This is a genomic window from Flavobacterium sp. LC2016-12 (genome assembly GCF_015351595.1).
In the GTDB taxonomy this organism is placed as follows: Bacteria; Bacteroidota; Bacteroidia; order Flavobacteriales; family Flavobacteriaceae; genus Flavobacterium.
The window spans coordinates 465,432-482,111 of the sequence record NZ_JADKPT010000002.1 but is presented as its reverse complement, the minus strand read 5'-3'; the positions used below and the strand labels follow the sequence as shown (position 1 = coordinate 482,111).

At 33.8% G+C, this 16,680-nt stretch carries 16 protein-coding genes; 7 read left to right on the top strand and 9 right to left on the bottom strand.

What is annotated here, in order from left to right; genetic code table 11:
• Positions 1-76: 76 nt before the first annotated feature.
• From IRZ99_RS06445 to IRZ99_RS06435, 3 genes are read left to right on the top strand one after another with little or no spacing between them, the layout of a single operon-like run.
• The gene (locus tag IRZ99_RS06445) at positions 77-316 is read left to right on the top strand and encodes a FeoA family protein (RefSeq protein ID WP_026982352.1); all 240 of its coding nucleotides are present in this window, start codon (positions 77-79) and stop codon (positions 314-316) included.
• Positions 316-2,415, top strand: a complete 2,100-nt coding sequence (gene feoB, locus IRZ99_RS06440; RefSeq protein ID WP_194656469.1) for a ferrous iron transport protein B — start codon at positions 316-318, stop codon at positions 2,413-2,415. Before IRZ99_RS06445 ends, feoB begins: the two co-directional genes overlap by 1 nt.
• Positions 2,416-2,421: 6 nt before the next feature.
• Positions 2,422-2,544 (top strand): FeoB-associated Cys-rich membrane protein, encoded by a 123-nt coding sequence (locus IRZ99_RS06435; protein WP_194656468.1) that lies wholly within the window; start codon positions 2,422-2,424, stop codon positions 2,542-2,544.
• Positions 2,545-3,139: 595 nt separating this feature from the next.
• Here IRZ99_RS06435 and IRZ99_RS06430 read toward each other — a convergent pair.
• From IRZ99_RS06430 to IRZ99_RS06420, 3 genes are all read right to left on the bottom strand, one after another.
• Positions 3,140-3,793 (bottom strand): HD domain-containing protein, encoded by a 654-nt coding sequence (locus IRZ99_RS06430; protein ID WP_194656467.1) that lies wholly within the window; start codon positions 3,791-3,793, stop codon positions 3,140-3,142.
• Positions 3,794-3,974: 181 nt separating this feature from the next.
• Positions 3,975-4,967: an acyl-ACP desaturase gene (locus IRZ99_RS06425; RefSeq protein ID WP_194656466.1), complete on the bottom strand. Its 993-nt coding sequence runs from the start codon at positions 4,965-4,967 to the stop codon at positions 3,975-3,977.
• Between the two features lie 53 nt (positions 4,968-5,020).
• Positions 5,021-5,761 (bottom strand): 1-acyl-sn-glycerol-3-phosphate acyltransferase, encoded by a 741-nt coding sequence (locus IRZ99_RS06420; RefSeq protein WP_194656465.1) that lies wholly within the window; start codon positions 5,759-5,761, stop codon positions 5,021-5,023.
• A 287-nt stretch (positions 5,762-6,048) separates the two neighbouring features.
• Between IRZ99_RS06420 and rnpA the strand changes: the two genes are divergently transcribed.
• The 4 genes from rnpA to IRZ99_RS06400 all read left to right on the top strand — a co-directional run bounded on the left by rnpA (position 6,049) and on the right by IRZ99_RS06400 (position 9,826).
• Positions 6,049-6,453 (top strand): ribonuclease P protein component, encoded by a 405-nt coding sequence (gene rnpA, locus IRZ99_RS06415; protein ID WP_194656464.1) that lies wholly within the window; start codon positions 6,049-6,051, stop codon positions 6,451-6,453.
• An 80-nt stretch (positions 6,454-6,533) separates the two neighbouring features.
• The gene (locus IRZ99_RS06410; protein WP_194656463.1) at positions 6,534-7,376 is read left to right on the top strand and encodes a DUF4349 domain-containing protein; all 843 of its coding nucleotides are present in this window, start codon (positions 6,534-6,536) and stop codon (positions 7,374-7,376) included.
• Positions 7,377-7,379: 3 nt separating this feature from the next.
• Positions 7,380-9,017, top strand: coding sequence for a S41 family peptidase (locus IRZ99_RS06405; RefSeq protein WP_194656462.1), 1,638 nt, complete (start codon positions 7,380-7,382; stop codon positions 9,015-9,017).
• Positions 9,018-9,022: 5 nt separating this feature from the next.
• Entirely contained in the window at positions 9,023-9,826 is an 804-nt protein-coding gene (locus IRZ99_RS06400) for an OmpA family protein (RefSeq protein ID WP_194656461.1), read from the top strand.
• Between the two features lie 161 nt (positions 9,827-9,987).
• Here the strand turns inward: IRZ99_RS06400 and IRZ99_RS06395 are convergent, their stop codons facing one another.
• From IRZ99_RS06395 to IRZ99_RS06370, 6 genes are all read right to left on the bottom strand, one after another.
• A complete protein-coding gene (locus IRZ99_RS06395) occupies positions 9,988-10,437 on the bottom strand; it encodes a GNAT family N-acetyltransferase (protein WP_194656460.1) in 450 nt (149 codons plus the stop codon).
• Positions 10,438-10,572: 135 nt separating this feature from the next.
• Positions 10,573-11,214 carry a DUF1579 domain-containing protein gene (locus tag IRZ99_RS06390; protein ID WP_194656459.1) on the bottom strand — a complete coding sequence of 214 codons (642 nt, stop codon included), beginning with the start codon at positions 11,212-11,214 and terminating at the stop codon, positions 10,573-10,575.
• A 51-nt stretch (positions 11,215-11,265) separates the two neighbouring features.
• A complete protein-coding gene (locus tag IRZ99_RS06385; protein ID WP_194656458.1) occupies positions 11,266-12,234 on the bottom strand; it encodes a DUF4837 family protein in 969 nt (322 codons plus the stop codon).
• Between the two features lie 44 nt (positions 12,235-12,278).
• Positions 12,279-14,114: a LysM peptidoglycan-binding domain-containing protein gene (locus IRZ99_RS06380; protein WP_194656457.1), complete on the bottom strand. Its 1,836-nt coding sequence runs from the start codon at positions 14,112-14,114 to the stop codon at positions 12,279-12,281.
• Positions 14,115-14,224: 110 nt separating this feature from the next.
• Entirely contained in the window at positions 14,225-15,412 is a 1,188-nt protein-coding gene (gene pgk, locus IRZ99_RS06375; protein WP_194656456.1) for a phosphoglycerate kinase, read from the bottom strand.
• A gap of 254 nt (positions 15,413-15,666) precedes the next feature.
• Positions 15,667-16,641, bottom strand: coding sequence for a type IX secretion system membrane protein PorP/SprF (locus IRZ99_RS06370; RefSeq protein ID WP_228519030.1), 975 nt, complete (start codon positions 16,639-16,641; stop codon positions 15,667-15,669).
• Between the last annotated feature and the right edge of the window lie 39 nt (positions 16,642-16,680).

The following is a 16,680-nucleotide window of genomic DNA, read 5'->3' as shown; positions in this document are numbered from 1 at the left end:
ACAATCAAAACGGTTAATTGCCTTGAAATAAAGAATTATTGTCTATTTTTGCAATCTAAATTCAATCTAAATAAGCTTGCAAAATACAATCCATACCCTGAAAAAAGGCGAAAAAGCCATTATCAAAGATTTTGATATCGATCTTATTCCTCTAAAGTTATTAGAAATGGGTTGTTTGCCGGGCAGCTTAGTCGAATTACTTCAAATTGCTCCTTTTGGAGATCCTTTATATTTAGACATTAATGGCTCACATGTTGCCATTCGTATAGAAACTGCTCGTGAAATTGAAGTTGAACTTATCAAAACCAATTTGTAATGAGCATTCAAAATATAAATGTTGCCCTTATCGGGAATCCGAATACCGGAAAAACTTCTGTTTTTAATCAACTTACCGGTTTAAATCAGCAGGTTGGAAATTACCCGGGAATCACCGTTGAGAAAAAAATTGGTTTCTGTAAACTTCCTCATAACATCAAAGCTAATATTCTTGATTTACCAGGAACATATAGTCTGAATGCCAGTTCAATGGATGAAAGTGTTGTGATTGAACTTTTGCTTAACAAAAACGACAAATTATATCCGGATGTTGCAGTAGTGGTAACCGATGTTGAAAATCTGAAACGAAACTTACTGATTTACACTCAAATAAAAGACCTTGAAATTCCGACGATTTTAGTCATCAATATGTCTGATCGTATGGAAAGCAAAGGAATTACACTTGATATTCCCTACTTAGAAGAAAAACTAAAAACCAAAATTGCCTTAGTAAGTTCGCGTAAAGGTCATGGAATCGAGGAGTTAAAAGAATTAATTGTTTCATACAAAACGATTCCGCATGAACCTTGTTTAAATGCTTCTGTAATTGATGCTGCCTATTTTGCAAAACTACAACACGCTTTTCCAAATCAATTATTGTATAAATTATGGTTGGTTATCACGCAGGATGTTAATTTTTTGAATTTGGAACGTAATGAAATCCGAAGCACTTTTACCAAATCACATTCGGAATTAAAGCGCCTACAGCAAAAAGAAACCATCAAAAGGTATCAATTTATCAATGATGTTCTGAAAGAAGGTTTACAGGTTGATGAATCGATGGCAAAAGATATTCGCGCAAGACTTGACCGTGTTTTAACGCACAAGTTTTGGGGTTATGTAATTTTCCTTGCGATTTTGTTTTTGATTTTCCAATCTATTTTCAGCTGGTCAACGATTCCTATGGATTTCATTGACAGCACTTTTGCTTCTTTAAGCAGTTGGGCCGCTTCAGAATTGCCAAGTGGTATTTTAACCGATTTGCTTTCACAGGGAATTATTCCTGGAATTGGCGGAATTCTGATTTTCATTCCACAAATTGCCTTTTTGTTTCTGTTTATTTCCATTTTGGAAGAAAGCGGATACATGAGTCGTGTGGTATTTTTGATGGATAAAATAATGCGTAAATTTGGGCTTTCAGGAAAAAGTGTCGTGCCTTTGATTTCAGGAACTGCATGTGCTATACCGGCAATCATGGCTACTAGAAATATCGAAAACTGGAAAGAACGTTTAATTACTATTTTAGTAACACCGTTCACAACTTGTTCAGCAAGATTACCGGTTTATACGATTATTATTTCGCTCGTAATTTCGGATCAGCGCGTTTTGGGAATTCTAAATTTACAGGGTTTATCGTTAATGTTATTGTATTTACTAGGATTTGGAACTGCTATTTTATCTGCTTATATCTTAAATAAGATTCTGAAATTTAATTCTAAAACCTATTTCGTAGTCGAAATGCCGAGCTACAAAATGCCGCTTTTAAAGAATGTTGGGATTAATGTTGTAGAGAAAACCAAAGCGTTTGTTGTTGGTGCGGGTAAAATTATCTTAGCAATATCTGTGATTTTATGGTTTTTAGCTTCTTTTGGCCCCGGAAGAGATTTTAACGAAGCCGAAACTATCGTAAAAGAAAGATTTGCCAATACAACTTTAAATGAAGTTCAGTTTGAAAACGAAGTCGCTTCTCAAAAATTAGAGAATTCATACATCGGAATTATGGGTAAAGCCATTGAGCCTACCATTTCGCCTTTAGGCTACGACTGGAAAATAGGAATTGCGATTATCAGTTCGTTTGCCGCACGTGAGGTTTTTGTTGGAACTCTTGCCACCATTTACAGTGTTGGAGACAGCGACAATGAAGCAACCATTAAAAGCAAAATGCAGAAAGAAGTAAATCCGCAAACGGGCGAGAAAATCTTTAATTTTGCTTCTGGAATTTCACTATTGCTATTTTATGCTTTTGCGATGCAATGCGCCAGTACATTGGCCATTACCAAAAAAGAAACGAATTCGTGGAAATGGCCCGCGATGCAATTATTCTTAATGAGCGGTTTAGCTTATTTTGTAGCACTTTTAGCCTATCAACTTTTAAAATAAACGGCTATGATACAAGAAATTATTGCCTTTGGAATATTATTTATCGCCGTTGTCTTTTTGATTAAGAAGTTCTTTTGGAAATCTAAGAAGAAAAAGGATTGTGGCGATGGGAATTGTGGATGTTCGTAGAAGAAGGTTCAAAGGGGCAAAGGCTCAAAGGGACAAAGGTTTTGGAAACAATTCACAGAGATATATAGATTAAAATTAATTTCAGAATATGGCAAACTTTATTTATTATGTATTTTTCATATTCTTAAACCTGTTTTTATTCTTATTTCTTCATAAAAAGAATCTTTTAAATCGTTCTGCTAATTTAATCATTGCAACAATTTTTATAAGTATCTACATAACACACCAATTAAATTTCTTTGCACATCAAATAAACCCATCGGATTTCCGAAAAATATGCGCTTTTAGTATTATTCTAATATTCTGGTTTTATTTAAATAATTACATATTAAAAAAAATGGAGACAAAAATAAGTTCTCTAAATTTTTTCAATAAATATATATGCATTTTTATGCAAAAAGGTTTTTTAAGCTATCTCCTTTTTATCATGACAACAATTACTCAAGTAGATTGGATTTCGCGCATGCACTAACCTAAGATTTAAAAAAAGCATTTTGTAGAAATACACAAAGTAAAAAAACACAAAGCTTCACAGAGATTTATATTTCTTTGTGAAGCTTTTTGTTTTCTTGGCGAATCTCTGTGGAATAAAAATCTATTTCACTCCCTCCCATTCTGCGTAAAACTGCGCCAGAAAGGTTTCCATAAACTTATGTCTTTCAGCTGCAATTTGTTTTCCTGTTTCCGTATTCATTTTATCTTTTAAGAGTAAAAGTTTTTCGTAGAAGTGATTTATCGTTGGTGCATTATTCTTTTTGTATTCTTCCTTGCTCATGTTTGTTACAGGCGCAATTTCAGGGTCATATAAGGCTCTATTTTTAAATCCGCCATAATTGAACGCTCTTGCTACTCCAATTGCCCCTATTGCGTCTAAACGATCCGCATCCTGAACGATATCCAATTCTATAGAGGAGAAGTTCTTTTCGAAATTTCCGCCCTTATAAGAGATGTTTTCGATGATGTTTACCACGTGTTGAATGGTATCTTCAGAAACATTCTCAGATTCCAAAAACAATCTGGCCGTTTTTGGCCCGATGGTTTCATCTCCATTATGAAATTTACTGTCGGCAATATCATGAAGTAAAGCGCCAAGCTGAACAACAGTCAAATCGCAATCAGTATCTTTTGCAATTAAAAGGGCATTTTTATAAACGCGCTCGATATGAAACCAATCGTGTCCACCTTCGGCATCATTTAGTTTTTCTTTTACGAACGCAATTGTTTTATTTATTAAATCAGAATTATTCATAGTTTTTTGTGTTGGGAATGGCACGCGGATGACACGGATTTAAACGGATTAACACTGGCTTTTTTCTATTTTAAATAAAAATGTTGATTGTCAAAGCTTACACTTCAACAATCAACAATATGTTTTCAATGTCAATTACAATATCAAAATTCAATTGCAATATCAATCTGAAATCTAAAATCTACAATCTAGCAGGTTCAACCCATTTAAAAATGTGAGATTCCTGCGGAATTACTAATCTTTCAGAAATTCTAGCCATACGGGCTGGTAATTTCATTAAGTAATCACGTGCTTTTTCTGCTTCATCTGTCAAATTAGAAACTTTGTCAATTTCCCATTTGTCAATTAATTTCTGCATGATATCTACATAATCATTTGCAGTGTAAACACCGATACGTTGTGCAGAATCAGAGAATTGTTCGAAAGCTGAACTGATCTTTTGACCGGATTCTCTTAAGAAGTGAGCCGGCATCACGATTTTTTGTTTCATCATGTATTGAAACGCCAACATCATTTCGCTAGGATCAACCTGGAAAATTCTCGTAACAAATTCGCTGTAAGCATGATGATGACGCATTTCGTCACCAGCAATCATTTTACACATTTTAGACAACTTGTTATCACCAAATTTCTTAGCCATTTGAGCTACTCTGTTGTGTGATACATAGGTTGCTAATTCCTGGAAACTAGTATATACAAAGTTTTTGTATGGGTCAGATCCAGTTCCGATATCAAAACCGTCGTTGATTAAGTGCTGTGTTGTCATTTCAATTTCACGCATGTTCACACGACCAGACAAATACAAGTATTTATTTAGTAAATCACCGTGGCGGTTTTCTTCTCCTGTCCATTGACGGATCCATTTAGACCAACCGTTTCCACCATTCTCTACCTGATTTATTCCTTCAACATCCATCAACCATGATTCATATGTAGGCAAAGCCTCTTCAGTGATCGTGTCACCTACTAAAGTTACCCAGAAATCATATGGTAATTCTTTGGCAATTTCGCGTAATTCTCTAACCTCCTCAAAGAAATTATCTCCTTCAGAATTAGGTAGAAAATCTGACGGCTGCCAAATTTTTTCTACTGGAATTAAATACTGTTCTACGAAGCTATCTACGTTTTTTTCCAAAAACTGCATAACCTCTAATCTAATGTTTTTTATAGACATTACTTATTTAAGATTGCGATTTGTGTTTCCGTTTTATTTCTGAAAACAAAAATCTATTTATACTCGTTTACTCCTTCAACAACTGCCTTTTCTGTCAACTTCATTAACTCGGCAAAATCATAATCTTTTACAGCCATTGCTTTATGTGCGGTAAAGGTAAGGTGATTTCCTAAACCAACCGGGAAAAAGCCATATTTTACCATTTTCCATGAATTGTTGATACTTACCGGAACCACATACGCTGATGGCGCATATTTACAAAGAATTTTCAAACCGCTTTGGGCGAATTCTTTTGGTTTACCAGTTTTACTTCTTGTGCCTTCGGGGAAAATTACTGCAGATCTTGTATTCTTTTCAATATATTCAGACAAGCCTTTGATTACAGGAATCGCTTGTTTAGGGTCTTTACGGTCAATTAGGACCGAACCTCCGTGGCGTAAATTGAAAGATACACTTGGGATTCCGCTACCTAACTCCTTCTTACTTACAAATTTACAATGAAATCGTCTAAAATACCAAATCATTGCCACGATATCGTACATACTTTGGTGATTAGACACAAAAATCAAAGGAACTCCCGTGGGAATTGTCTCTCTATTTTTAATAGTATACGTAGTTCCGACAAGATTGGTACATCTTAAAAGGAAAAAATTTAAATAATCAACGCTAATTTTATGAGCCTGATAGCCAAAAACATTTAGGCAGATCCATTGTATCGGATGAAAAACAACCAGACACAATCCAAAACATAAATAGTAAATTACGGATATGGGATACGAAATTATCTTTTGCATGCTTTAAAAAATTAATTGCCAAAAGTAATAAATAAATTTTTAGCGGTATAAAAATTATACAAGTATCAGCATATACGGTACTTAAAAGAAATAATGCTCTAAAAACTATACCAATTTGTACGAATTGTATTTACATTAATAATTGGATTTTACAAATTTAAGCGCTGTAGGACTATTATACATTATAAAAAAAGTGCCAATTCATTTCATAAAACCCATCAACCACTTTAAACCGAAAATAAAAAAATTACCTTTGTACCTGATATTGCAATTTTTTTCTGAATTAAATGAACTTCACTTACCCTAAAAATGAACGCTTAAAGAGCAAAACGACAATTGGTTTACTGTTTTCCGAAGGGAAATCGGTTTCAAAATATCCATTGCGTTTGGTTTACCGTCAAGCGGAAGCTGATTCAGAAGAAAAAATTAAAATGGGCGTTTCCGTTTCTAAGAAATATTTTAAGAGAGCCGTTGACCGCAATTATTTCAAAAGAGTGTTGCGAGAAACCTATCGATTAAACAAACATTTGCTTTGGGATAATGTGGAACAGCCTTATTCTCTGATGTTTTTCTATCAAACGAAAGACAAATTATCTTACGAAGAAATCAATACCAAAACGATTCAGTTGTTTGAGAAATTTCTGCAACAAATAAACAAAACGACAGATTCTGAAACCAAAACAGAAATCTAAATCTCAAAAAACAACTTTGTTTATCAAATTAGAGAAAAAATTATAAAAAAATTGTAGTTTTAACTCTAAATTGGAACTTTATGAGATATATTTTTTGTTTTTTCTGTTTTGTTTTAATTCTTTCTGGTTGTAATAAATCATACGATGCCAAAGATACAGTTATGGCCGTTCAAACTGTAAAACTTCCGCCTAAAAATGAATCAGCTGTATACGACAAAAGTTCAGATCAGTCGGATCCGGCAGCTCCTCCTGCGATAAAAGAAAAAATCGAACAGAAAATCATAAAAGAAGCGACTTTAAGATTTGAAACTGATGATCTTGAAACTACTTTCAATCGAATTCAAAACGCAGCGACCACAAATAAAGCAAGAATAATAAACGATTCTGAAGGAAAAGATTTTGCAACCGTTTTTAGAAATCTTACAATAAAAGTTCCAAGTCAGAATTTTGATCGTTTTATAAGTGATATTTCTAAAGGAGTTTCTTATTTTGAAGTTAAAAGTATATCTGCCGAAGATGTTACGGAACAATTTATTGATCTGACATCCAGATTAAAAACCAAGAAAAAGCTCGAAGAACGTTATCTTGAAATCTTAAAAAAAGCAAACAAGGTAAGTGAGATTTTAGAAATTGAGGAACAAATTTCGACTATTCGTGAAGAGATCGATGCCAAAGAAGGCCAACTCAAATATTTGGAAAGCCGTGTTTCTGAAAGCACGATTACTATTGAATTTTACAAAACAATTGCCGAAAAAGAAGGCGTTAAAATATCGTATGGCTCCAAACTGTGGACAGCAATTAAATCAGGATTCTATAGTTTATCTGATTTATTGATTTCATTATTAAGCGTTTGGCCGTTTGTTATCTTATTTTGTTTAGTAGCCTATTTTATTAGAAGAAGATTAAAAAGAAAAAAAGCATAAATCATGTATCCTTATCTCAAAAAGAAGTTCGTTATACCAGCCGTTGCCGCAGGATTTTTATTTATTGGAACCAGTTTCAAAGATGATTTCTTTGAGATCGCCAAACAAATCGAAATCTTCACGACTTTATTTAAAGCGGTTAACACCAATTATGTCGACGAAACCAATCCCGGTGATTTGATGGACAAAGCGATTAAAAGCATGTTGGGAAGTTTAGATCCGTACACGGTTTACTTTAACGAACAAGATGTTGTCAATTTTAAAATCAATAATACCGGAGAATATACTGGAATTGGCGCCTTGATATCTCGCAAAAAAGATCGTTTAATTGTTCGTGAGCCTTATAAAAATTATCCTGCAGATAAAGCCGGATTAAAAGCGGGTGACGAAATTATTCAGATTGGTGATGTTTTGATTGCCGATTTTAAAGACGACGCTTCTCAATTATTGAAAGGAACAAAAAATACCAAAATCCAGATCAAGTACCTTCGTCAGGGAAAAACCTTTACAACTGAGTTGGTTTTGAACGAAGTTGATATCAAATCGGTTCCGTTTTATGGAAAAATTGATGACAAAACAGGTTATATCGTTTTGGCACATTTTAGCAGAAAAGCGGCTGCAGAAGTAAAAGAAGCTTTAGAAAAACTGAAAGCTGATGGTGCAACACAAATTGTTTTGGATTTAAGAGGAAACCCAGGCGGTTTGTTAAATGAAGCAATTGACATCTGTAATTTATTTGTTCCGAAAAATGAAGTTATCGTAACAACAAAATCAAGAATTGAAAAACACAACAACACTTATAAAACGACCAAAGAACCTGTTGATACACAAATTCCACTTGCTATTTTAGTAAACGGAAGAAGTGCCTCAGCATCTGAAATTGTTTCCGGAGCTTTGCAGGATTTAGATCGCGCTGTTATTTTAGGAAGCCGCAGTTTTGGAAAAGGTTTGGTACAGCGTTCTGTTGACCTGACTTACGGAACTCAGTTGAAGGTTACCATTTCTCGTTATTATACACCATCTGGCCGTTGTATTCAGGCGTTGGATTATGCGCACAAAGACAAAAATGGTGTCGCTCAAAAAACGGATGCTAAAAATTTCAATGCTTTTAAAACCAGAAAAGGAAGAACGGTTTATGATGGTGGAGGTGTCTTGCCAGATATTGAATTAGACGAAACTAAAATGAGTCCGATTACGACAGCATTATTGAAGAATGACGGGATTTTTGATTATGCTACAACGTATTATTACAAAAATCCAAATTTAGGAGATAAGATTCCGGTGCTGACTGATGCTGATTACGCGAGCTTTAAGCAATATTTAAAAGCAAATAAGATCAGTTTTGATACCGAGACCGAAGTAGCTTTGAAAAACACTTTGGCAGCAGCCAAAACGGAGAAAATAGACGAAACAATTGCCCCGGAATACCAACAATTATTGGCAGCACTTGAAAAAAGCGAAACCACCCTATTGGATAAAAACCAAAAAGAAATTAAAGGTCTAATTCAGGAAGAGCTTATCAAAAGATACCAATATCAGGAAGGTTTATATCAATTTTACATTAAAAATAATTCAGAAATTAAAAAAGCGGTCAACGTTTTAAATAATCAAACCGAGTACAAGACGATTTTAAAAATTTAAAAAAAATGAAAATTTGCAGACTGTTGTTTTTATTTTTTATTTACAATTTATCGGCACAGCAAAAACCTATTGAAACCATTTATTTTGAGTTTGATAAATATGATCTTACTCCACAACAAACCGAAGTTGTAACTAAATTTATTAAAAGTATAGACACTACAAAAGTGGAGTCTGTACAGATTTATGGCTATTGCGATGATCGCGGTAACGACGACTATAATTTTAGATTATCAAATAATCGTGCTAATACGATTCAGAACCTCTTGGTTTCTGCCGGTTTTAATCAAAGTAAAATTGTTATTTTAGAAGGAAAAGGCCGTGTTGTCTTAAAACCGGACACCGTAGAAAACCTTCACGAAACCCGTACAAAAAATCGGCGGGTTGACTTGATTGTGGTGAAACGCAATAGTTTTGGAAAGGGTATTTATACCTCGTTTAAAGACAATTTAAAAGTTGGTGATAAAATATACCTTGATAATATATTATTTGACATTGGATGTTCAAAACTTACTCCTGCTTCAAAAAAAGAACTGGATAAAATTGCGGTAAAACTACAAACTGATAAAAAAATTCAATTTGAAATTAGAGGTCACGTTTGCTGCACTCCCGAAATTTACAGTGACGGAATTGACAAAGATACAAAAGAAAGAAGACTTTCGTGGAACCGTGCCAAAACCGTTTTCAATTATCTTTCTACTAAAAAAGTCTCCAAGAACAGAATGTCTTATCAAGGTTGTGGAAATAAATATCCTTTAGGACGTGGTGATGATTTTGACAGACGGGTTGAATTTTTGATTACTAAGATTTAGTGTCGTTTTGCCACAAGTCACTAAAACTTAAAGGTTTTTTACTTAAAGTTTTACTCTAAACAAAACTACTATTTTGCTATTTATCAGATTATTATAAAACTAAAAAGACTCTTATAAAACTATTGCAACATCGTGTCATTAATTTAAAATTCCCAGTTTTCTTATTCTCCGCGAATCATTTCAATATGCGGAATATCATCTTCTAAATACATTTCGCTTGTCTGGACAAATCCATGGCTTTCGTAGAATTTCTTTAAATAAAATTGTGCTCCAATGGTAATTTTATCTTTCCCGAAATTTGCTTTTATTCCAGCGATAGCTTCACGCATTAAATCGTGTCCCCATTTTTTATCGCGATAATTGGCATCAACAACAACTCTTCCAATAGAAGCATTATCAAAACTAATTCCGGCATCGAATAAACGTGAATACGCTACTACTTTTCCATCGTATTCGCCAATTAAGTGTAATGCTTTCTTGTCTTTGCCGTCAATATCCAAATAAACGCAGTTTTGCTCCACTACAAAGATCTCGCTTCTTACTTTAAGCAAATCATATAACTCGTGAACCGTTAGTGCCTCAAACGGCTTTATTTTCCATTTTAATTCCATTGCGAACTATTTATTCTTATTTGAAAGATCAAAATTAAATTTAAAAATCAAAATTACACTGTGATTTAAAAAAGAAATCCCGAATACTTAAAGCAAACGGGATTTATATTATTCTCTAATTATAAATTAGGATTCTTATTTCCTTGTCATCAAAATTTCCATACTTTTGTATTCTTCACCATTCTTCGTGTCATACATTTCCATCTTACGGGTATTTGCATCCACAAAAGTATAAACTTCACGATAAGGTGTTTTTTTACCATTTAATGGGCTAACCATTTCCCCTTTTAATTCAACCTTCTTAGTAGCTTCATCATATTTTCCTGTCGCAACCATCATACCAGTACCCATGTTATCGATAAAAGTAGTCGTAAATTCTTTGCTTGCATTATTATATGCCAAAGTAGCTTTTCCTTCAAATGGTTGCCCTATCATCGTTCCCTGATAATCGGTTTCCTGATAACGTCCACCATAGATCATTTTAATATTTGCTGTAGATGTAGCATTACTAGGTTTGCCATTTGGTTCTTCCCAAAAAGTCATATCACATTTCCAGGTTCCGGTTTCATCTGCCATCATTTTGTGGGCATTTCCAGGCGTAGCATATGCTGTCCACAATTTCATTTGCGTTGCAGAATCTAAAGGCTGCTCGGCAATTGGTTCTTCTGTTTTAACGCTATCCGTCACTGTAACGGCTTCCGTTTCTGGTTTTACTTCTTTTTTACAAGAAACAAAACACAGCACCAACATTGATAATCCTACATAAAAACTTTTCATAATTTACTGATTTAATGTTTGTTAAAACAAAAGTATGAAAATTATTGCAAACTATCTTTTATCAATTTTGACAGATTTTATAATAGCTTCTAACTCCAGCATTAGATCTCTTTCCTGATTGGATGGAGAATAGCAAAAACCTTCAATGACTAAAATTCTATTATAAGCTTCATCGACAATTGCATAATTGATAAAGGGTCCGGTCATGAAATCGTTCTTCAGCTCCCAGGTTCCTTTGGTTTCAAATGTCTTTTTCCCATCTAATGAAATAGTCGAAAAATACGGCGCATAAGCTTCACCGGTAATCATTTGTGTATTGGGTTCACGGCCTTTGATGTAGCGTCCGACTGAATCGCGCATTTTAACAATATTCCCAACAATGTCTGAAGTTTTAGTCAATTGTTTGATGGGTACCTGATAAATTAGAAGACTTGTATTACCGCTGATAATTTCTTTTTTCAGCCAAATAAAGTTCTTTTTGTGCAACATATATTCATACCCTATCGGGATTTGAACGCCAATATGAAATTTATTTTTGAGTACGGCTGGATTTAATAAGGCTTTGCTGTTGTCTTGCTGAATTTTTTCGATTTCGGCATCACGAATCATTTTGATAATTTGCGATCCGTTCATTTCGATACTACAAATAATATCGTCTACCGATTTTCCGTAGATACGAAAGGTGTTATGTGGTAATGCCTTGCTGCGGATAATCTCGAATTTATCTGTAGCGGCTTTTTTCACTACAATAATACTTCGGCTATCGGTAACAAAACCTTCGAGTAATCTTGCGGGGTATTGATTGATTGTAAAAAGAGGTTCTTCCTGAGTAAGACCCCAAACTGGCGAGGCAAATTTATTTCGAATGCTATCACCCACTTCTCCGTACCACAACTGATCATCAATAATGACCGAAATGGTATTGGTTTTACCCGAAACAGGTTCAGGTTGCTTTTCGGTTTTTAAGCACGAAAGCAATAGAAACGGGATTAGGACCAATAAAAAATGGGTTTTATTCATTTTATTAATTTATGAAATAAAACCCAAATTTAAATGATTTTTTTTTATCCGTTTATTTTGAGCTTCATTCCCGGTTTTAAATCTTCATTTTTAATACCATTCCATTTTTTAATATCTGAAATTGTAACTCCAGGATATTTTTTTGAAATACTATATAATGAATCTCCTTTTTTCACGTAATAATCTTCGCCCATGCTTTTTGCAGAAGCTGTTTTCTTTTTGAAAGAATCAACTGAAGCATTTGAAGCAATAGCTGTATTAACTGCAGCAGTTTCTTCGATTGCGGGAATTTCTTTAGAAATCACTAAAGTTTTCCCTAAACCAATATTATTTGACGTTAGATTATTAAGCTCTTTTAGTTCAGCAATAGTCGTACCGAATTTTTTAGCAATGCTTCCTAAATTGTCTCCGGCTACTACAACATATTCTTGCGCCTTACCTGTAGTTTTATCTTTATCATCAACAGCAGCAATGGCTTCTTCTGATTTTTTCTCTATTGCAGGAATTGTTTTAGCCTCTTTTGAAGCTTTAAGCGGATCAACATCAGATTTGATTTTTAACGTTCTTCCAAGTGCAACTGAATTTGATCTAAGGTGATTCCATTTTTTTATATCACTAATACTTACATCATACTTCTCGGCAATAGCGCCTAAATTATCGCCTTTTTGAATTTTATACAACTGAACATCTGTATCAATTGCTTTATTCAATTGTACTTTTGCTTTAGGAGTTACTTTTAAAGCTAAACGACTTGACATTGTTTTATTTTCAGCTTCGTGTCTTACATAAGCGTAAATCTTGTCTTCGTTGCTAACAAAAGTTGCAATTTTATCTTTTGGTAATCGAATAAAATGATTTTCTCCCTGATAAAAAGGAACAACATTTAATTTATAAGAAGGGTTTAAAAGCTGAATTTGAGATTGTGGCATGTCTAACAAATCGGCAATTTGTTTGAATGACATTTCGCTTTTAACATTAACTGTATCCGTTTCAAAGTTTTTAACGACAGCTCTTTCCGGGTTAATACCGTGTTCTTTATGATATTCAAAAAGATACATTGTTGCATAAAATGCCGGTACATAACCTTGCGTTTCTTTTGGAAGATTACTACGAATATCCCAATATTTTGTTTGACCTCCAGAGCGGCGAATCGCTTTGGTCACGTTTCCGGGACCTGAATTATAAGAAGCCAAAACAAGCTCCCAGTCACCAAAAATAGTATACATTTTAGAAAAATAGTCTGAAGCTGCGGCAGTAGATTTCAATGGATCACTGCGCTCATCGACGTAAGAATCGATTTTAAGTGCGTATTGTTTTCCGGTTCCGTACATAAATTGCCAGAGACCTGTTGCGCCCATTCTAGAAACTGCTTTAGGATTTAAAGCAGATTCTACAATAGCTAAATATTTAATTTCTAAAGGAATATTTTGTTTGGCAAAAGTTTCCTCAAAAATTGGAAAATAATATTCTGATAAAGCCATTAATCGGGAAATCGATTTTTTACGGTTCTTAAGAAATGACTTTATTATGTTTTCTAATCCCTGATTGTATTCAATATTAAAAGGAGATTTCTCATTCATTGCCTGCAAACGCTGTTTTAAAAGCTCAGTTGGCAATTCGGCATTAACATCCTGATCTGTATTTACAGTTTGAATATCTGTTGAAAAATCATTGTAGATATCTAAACTCAAACATTCCTTCATCCAGAGACTGTCAACTTTTGCAGCCACCTCGTCCTTTTTGAAAGAACTCTTTACAGAATCTAAGTACGACAGCTTTACTTCTGGTTTTATATCCAGCGAAGTTGTTGCAGTTTCCTGCGCAAACATCGTTATTGAAAAAAGAGCTGTAACCGCTAAGGAGATTTTCTTTACAATCATATAACATATTTTTAAAATCCTATAATTCAAACAATTATAGTAATCGTATTTTTGCAAACTTAAATAGATTACCAATGAAAAATATGCAAAAAAATGTTAATTGTGATTTTTTAGTCTAAAATCGCAGCGATTCCAGGTAAAATTCTTCCTTCTAACATTTCAAGCATTGCTCCACCACCAGTAGAAACGTAGCTCATTTTGTCTTCAAAACCGAACTGTTTTACAGCAGCAACAGAGTCACCACCACCTACTAATGAAAAAGCACCATTTTGCGTAGCTTCCGCAATATAATCGCCTAAAGCGATAGTTCCTTTTGAAAATGTTTCCATTTCAAAAACACCTAATGGTCCGTTCCATAAAATAGTTTTAGATTCTAAAATTACTTTTTTGAAATTTTCCAAAGATTTAGGACCTGCATCAAGACCTTGCCATCCATCAGGAATTTCTTTTACATCTACCACTTGTGTATTTGCTGTATTTGAGAAATCATCAGCAGCAATAACATCAACCGGAATATGAATCTGAACTCCTTTTTCTTTAGCCAATCTTAAAATTTCAAGTGCTAATTCTTGTTTATCATCTTCACAAATAGAATCACCAATTTTACCACCTAGCGCTTTAACGAAAGTAAAAGTCATACCTCCCCCTATAATCATGTGATCTACTTTATCTAAGATATTTTCGATAACCGTGATTTTTGAAGAAACTTTAGAACCTCCAAGAACAGCGGTAACTGGTTTCTCGCTATTTTTAAGAACTTTATTTAAACTCTCTATTTCTTTTGCCAATAATGTTCCGAAACATTTTTCCGTTGGAAAAAATTGTGCAATAATTGTTGTTGAAGCGTGTGCTCTGTGAGCTGTTCCAAAAGCATCGTTTACATAGATATCTCCAAGAGACGCTAATTCTTTTGCGAAAGCAACATCTCCAGCTTCCTCTTCAGCATGAAAACGTAAATTTTCTAACAATAAAACTTCACCTGGCTTTAAAGCTGTAGCTGCAGTTTGAGCTGGTTCTCCAACACAATCAGTAGCAAACTTAACTTCAACACCTAAAATTTCAGAAGCTGTTTTTAAAATATGTTTTAATGAATATTTTTCTTCAGCACCTTTTGGTCTTCCCAAATGTGACATTAAAATAACGCTTCCGCCTTGGGCTAAGATCGCGTCAATTGTTGGTTTTGCAGCTTCGATACGAGTTGCATCTGTTACATTAAAATTCTCATCCAATGGCACATTGAAGTCAACACGGATGATTGCTTTTTTATTTTTAAAATCGAAATCGTTTAAAGTTTTCATTTGATAATTTTTTAATTTTTTGAAAGAAAAACAAATATAGAACTTTTAGAGTAGTATTAAATTTGAAATATGTAAAAATAACCTATCAATAACAACGAAAACGATGTAATTTATGAAAAAAAACAAATTAATAATTAAAAAAGAGAAAAATGGTTGCTTATACCATTATGAAGTTAAACATACTGCAGTAAAAATCTTCTTTATTTTCTTCAAAATAAAATGAAATTCAGACTGCAGTAATTTAACTGTAAATATTAGTCGTGAACAGGGCCTTGCGTACAAGGACAGTTACTGATAGACTGTAAGAAATCAAATCCGATAGTAATTACGTGTGTACCGGTATTATAATTTCCAAGATCATTGAACATTACCTGATAAGAATATCCGAAGTAGAATTTAGACTTCATGAAACCCGCCATTGGCCCAACAGATAATGGTTTAGGAAATTGGTCGTTTAAGAAACGATAAGAAACTCCGATCCAGTAATAATCTTCGTAACGATTGTAACGTCTGTATTTGAAATTAAAATCGGTTGTAGAACGTTTATCACTTGCAAAATACTGGTAGAATACTGATGGTTCATATTCGATACGACTGTTTTCTCCATCTTTAAAAACATATCCGGTATAAACCTGGTAGTTTGAAAGTAAATTAGGTTCTATACCACGATATTTATCTGTGTTTTTCTTTAAAACGTTATTTGCGTTAAAACTCACATAAAAATTCCTGTTACGATACAAGGCACTAATATCAAAGTTATTATTGGCATTATAGCGATTATCTGTAACAGATGGGTCGATAACAGGATGTTCTATCGTCGTATTAAATTCATCTGTATCAATTCTAAACGTATTAAAATTATAGGAAATACCAAGAGACAAATATTGCTTTGTATAATAATCAAGAATCAAGTGATGTGCAAACGAAACTTTCGCTCCTGTTTGTCTTGTATAACCGTTCTTATCATTATAAACGGAGATTCCTACCCCGGAACGATCTAAGACTCTGAAATCAGCATAAAGCGATTGATTTTCTGGTGCATCCTTAATTCCAACCCATTGGGTTAGTCCATTGGCTCTAATTCTAAGATTATCACCAATCCCCGCATAAGCAGGCGAAAGAACAAAAGGGTTATCAGCCAAATACTGAGTAAACACTGGTAGGTTTAACTCCTGGCTGTAACCTGATGTTACAGCCATGAGTACTAAGGATAAAATTAATTTTTTCATTGTAATGATTTTTTTAGACAACATTATAGGGGGCATTAT